This is a genomic window from uncultured Flavobacterium sp. (genome assembly GCF_937967675.1).
Taxonomy (GTDB): Bacteria; Bacteroidota; Bacteroidia; order Flavobacteriales; family Flavobacteriaceae; genus Flavobacterium.
On sequence record NZ_CALBSN010000025.1, the window covers coordinates 1 to 4,170 of the forward strand.

Below are 4,170 nucleotides of genomic sequence, written 5' to 3' on the forward strand. Positions count from 1 at the left end.
TACATCCAGTCGTTATTGCGTGTAGGTTTTGATACTATTGATTTTGGAAGTTTTGTTTCGCCAAAAGCGATTCCGCAAATGCAAGATACGGTTGAGGTTTTGGCTCAATTGGATTTGTCAGCTACCAACAGCAAATTATTAGCGATTATCGCCAATACACAAGGCGCTCAAAATGCTTCGGTTCATAAGGAAATTCAATATTTAGGTTTTCCATTTTCGATTTCGGAGAACTTTCAAATGCGAAATACGCACAAAACGATTGCTGAAAGTTTGGTTACTTTACAAGAGATTTTAGAAATCGCTGATAAATCCAGTAAAGAAGTTGTGACTTATATTTCAATGGGATTTGGAAATCCGTATGGAGATCCATGGAATGTTGAAATTGTTGGCGAATGGACCGAAAAATTAGCAAATATGGGTGTAAAAATCCTATCGCTTTCTGATACCGTTGGAAGTTCGACTCCAGAAGTAATCGATTATTTATTTTCTAATTTGATTCCGAAATATCCACATATTGAATTTGGTGCGCATCTTCACACTACGCCAGACAAGTGGTTTGAAAAGATTGATGCAGCTTACAACGCAGGTTGTCGTCGTTATGATGGTGCAATTCAAGGTTTTGGTGGTTGTCCAATGGCAAAAGACGATTTAACAGGAAACATGCCAACAGAGAAATTGTTGTCGTATTTCACTACCAAAAGAGAGAATACGAATACAAGTCCAATGAGCTTTGAAAGCGCTTATAATGAAGCGACTAAACTATTTGGCGAGTTTCATTAATTCGATTTACTTCGTTTAAACACTTTGTAAATTTCTACCCAAAGTACCGAAATACTTCCTACTAAAACGCATAATCCTATTTGGGAACCAGTTACCATTTCAAACAAAAAGAAGTTCGAAAATGCAGGAATGAACAACAATAATCCTGTCAATATGATGGTTACTCCAATAATCAATCCTACCAAATTATTTTTGTACTGAATCGTTTTGAAAATGGAATAATAAAACGAACGATTCGCCAATGTTAATACGATATTGGAAGTAATTAACGTTAAGAAAATCAAGGTTCTAGTGCCGTTTTCGGACATATTTTTTCCAATAGCATATTGATAAATGTACAGTAATCCTAAAGTAATGACTAATCCTTGAATGATACTAATCAACACTTCCTTGAAATTAAAGAATGTTGTGGTTAGCGGTCTTGGTTTTTGTAGCATAAGATTATCTTCCATGGGTTCGTTTTCATAGATGATGGAGCAAGTTGGGCCCATGATGATTTCTAAGAAAATAATGTGAACCGGTGTGAAAATATTCGGATACATCCAACCCAAAGCCAATGGAATAAACACAATTAATATAATTGGAATATGAATCGAAATAATGTATTGAATTGCTTTTTTGAGATTGATATAGATTTTTCTTCCCATTGCAATTGCATCTGTCATTCGCTCGAAATTGTCGTCTACGAGAATTAAATTGGCAGCTTGTTTCGCAATTTCCGTTCCTTTTTTGCCCATAGCAATGCCAATGTGTGCCGATTTTAAAGCGGGTCCGTCATTTACACCATCGCCTGTCATGGCTACGATTTGGTTGTTTGCTTTTAATGCTTGAATGATTTTAAGTTTAGCTTCTGGAAACATTCTGGTGAAAATAGCCGTTTCCATTACTTTTTCTTTCAAAGTGACATCATCCATTGCCATTAATTCGTCGCCATTCAATACTTTATCGGCATTTTTAAACCCAACTTGTTTTGCAATGGTTGAAGTGGTTTCAGCATTATCGCCAGTAACAATTTTTACTTGAATTCCGGCTTTGTAAAACGTTTCAAAAACCTCTTGAATGTTATGTTTTGGTGGGTCGTAAAAAGCGACTAATCCTTTAAAATGAAACTTTAATTCTTGTTGGGTTGAAGGATAATCGGTTCCTTCAAAGTCAGAAACACCCACGCCTAAAACTCGGAATCCTTTTTGCATCATGGTTTGCATCGCCTCAAAAATCTGATTTTTTTCCATTTCAGTTAAATGACTAATTGCGATTAAAGCTTCGGGAGCACCTTTAGCAGCGATGATTTTTTTACCCGAATCGTTTTCGAAAACGTGGGTCATCATCGGTGGTTTTCCGCTTAAAGGATATTCGTGAACCATTTTAAAATAAGGTCGCTCGTCTTCGCTTTCAAAATTAGAATACGCTTCGTGAATGGCAATTTCCATCGCATCAAACGGAATGGGTTCGCTTGACCACATGGCGTAATTCAATACTTCTTCAGCTTCAGGATTTAGTTTTTGAGAGGTTTCTATTATCGAATTGGATTTAAAAAGATACAATTCAGCTAAACTCATTCGGTTTTCGGTAATTGTTCCGGTTTTATCGGTGCAAATTACGGTGGCGCTTCCTAAGGTTTCTACTGTTTTGGTTTGTTTGGTAATGATTCCCATTTTCATCAATCGCCAAGCGCCTAACGCCATAAATGTAGTGAAAGCGACTGGAATTTCCTCTGGGATAACGCTCATTGCTAAGGTTAACGCTTTTAATAAACTATCTAAAACTAATCCAGAGTTGTAGTAATTAATCGCCCAAACAATAGCAAAAATTACCAAACCAATAATCGACATTTTGGTAACGAAATTCCCGATTTGAATTTGCAAAGGCGTTTTTTCTTCTTCAATTGCATTCAAACTGGAGCCTATTTTTCCTAGATGCGTTTTATTTCCAATAGCCGTTACTTCACAAATTGCTAAACCAGAAGCAACAATAGTACCTTGAAAAACTTGTTTGTTTTCAGATTCATTCGACTTAAATACGGCTAAAGATTCACCCGTTAAGATAGATTCGTTTACTGAAAAATCGTTGGATGAAAGAATAATTCCATCCGCAGGAATGAAAGCGCCTTCTTCTAATTGAACACAATCACCAATGACAATTTCCTCGGTTGGAATTTCGATTGTAGAACCATTTCGAATGACTTTACATTTTGGTTGGGTTAGTTTTTTTAAAGCTTCAATCGCATTACGACTTCTAGATTCTTGAAAAACGGAAATAGCTACTACAAAAATAATCGCAATAGCCATGAAAATTCCATCGCCATAATCTGCTGTTATAAAATAGATGCTGGTGGCGGTCAATAATAAAAGAAACATGGGTTCTTTTACGATATCTAAAATAGAATTCAGAAAATGGTTTTTTTTCTGATGTTCAACCGAGTTGGTGCCGAATTTTTTTGCGGATTCTGTTACTTCTGAATCGGTTAGGCCTGTACTTGTTTTTTTAGAATCGCTCATTGTAGATGAAAAATTATTATGCAAGTTACATAATTTATTCTTAAAAGAAATAGATTATTAGCCTAAGTTTTACTATATTTGCACGCAATTTAACAACAACTACAAATTGCACCATGAAAGCACACACAACTAAAATCGTTGGCGAAGGTCTTACTTATGACGATGTTTTGCTTATTCCAAATTATTCAGAAATTTTACCACGCGAAGTTAGTATTCAATCGAAGTTTTCGAGAAATATTACGTTGAATGTTCCTATCGTTTCCGCAGCAATGGATACGGTTACCGAAAGTTCTATGGCAATTGCTATGGCACAAGAAGGAGGAATAGGCGTTTTACACAAAAACATGACGATTGAGCAACAAGCAGCGAAAGTAAAGAAAGTAAAACGTGCAGAAAGCGGAATGATTATCGATCCAGTAACGTTACCTTTAACTGCAAATGTTGGTGATGCCAAAATGGCGATGAAAGAATTTAGCATTGGTGGAATTCCAGTAGTAGATGAAAACGGAATTTTAAAAGGAATCGTAACGAATAGAGATTTACGTTTCGAAAAAGTAAATTCGCGTTCTATTTTAGAAGTAATGACTTCAGAAAATTTAGTAACGGCAGCTCAAGGAACAACGTTGCAAGAAGCAGAAGGAATTTTACAAGAAAACAAAATTGAAAAATTACCTGTAGTTGATAACAATAATAAATTAATCGGTTTAATTACATTTAGGGATATTACCAAATTAACCCAAAAACCAATTGCTAATAAAGATAAATTTGGTCGTTTACGTGTAGCTGCAGCTTTAGGAGTTACAGCGGATGCAGTAGAAAGAGCTACAGCTCTTGTAAATGCTGGAGTTGATGCTGTAATTATTGATACCGCTCACGGACATACAAAAGGTGT

At 35.8% G+C, this 4,170-nt stretch carries 3 protein-coding genes; 2 read left to right on the top strand and 1 reads right to left on the bottom strand.

What is annotated here, in order from left to right:
- On the top strand, positions 1–780 hold a 780-nt coding region (locus tag Q0075_RS01475), incomplete at its 5' end, for a hydroxymethylglutaryl-CoA lyase (RefSeq protein ID WP_297867968.1).
- On the opposite strand, the gene Q0075_RS01480 is transcribed toward Q0075_RS01475, so the two are convergent.
- Positions 777–3,278: a cation-translocating P-type ATPase gene (locus tag Q0075_RS01480; protein ID WP_297867969.1), complete on the bottom strand. Its 2,502-nt coding sequence runs from the start codon at positions 3,276–3,278 to the stop codon at positions 777–779. The two genes, Q0075_RS01475 and Q0075_RS01480, sit on opposite strands and share 4 nt — an antisense overlap.
- 113 nt (positions 3,279–3,391) lie before the next feature.
- Between Q0075_RS01480 and Q0075_RS01485 the strand changes: the two genes are divergently transcribed.
- The coding region (locus Q0075_RS01485) for an IMP dehydrogenase (protein WP_297867970.1) at positions 3,392–4,170 on the top strand (779 nt) is incomplete at its 3' end.

What these genes read in the sequence shown, in the direction of transcription:
- Q0075_RS01480 (WP_297867969.1), bottom strand. Translation starts at nt 3,278, where the DNA reads ATGAGCGATTCTAAAAAAACAAGTACAGGCCTAACCGATTCAGAAGTA.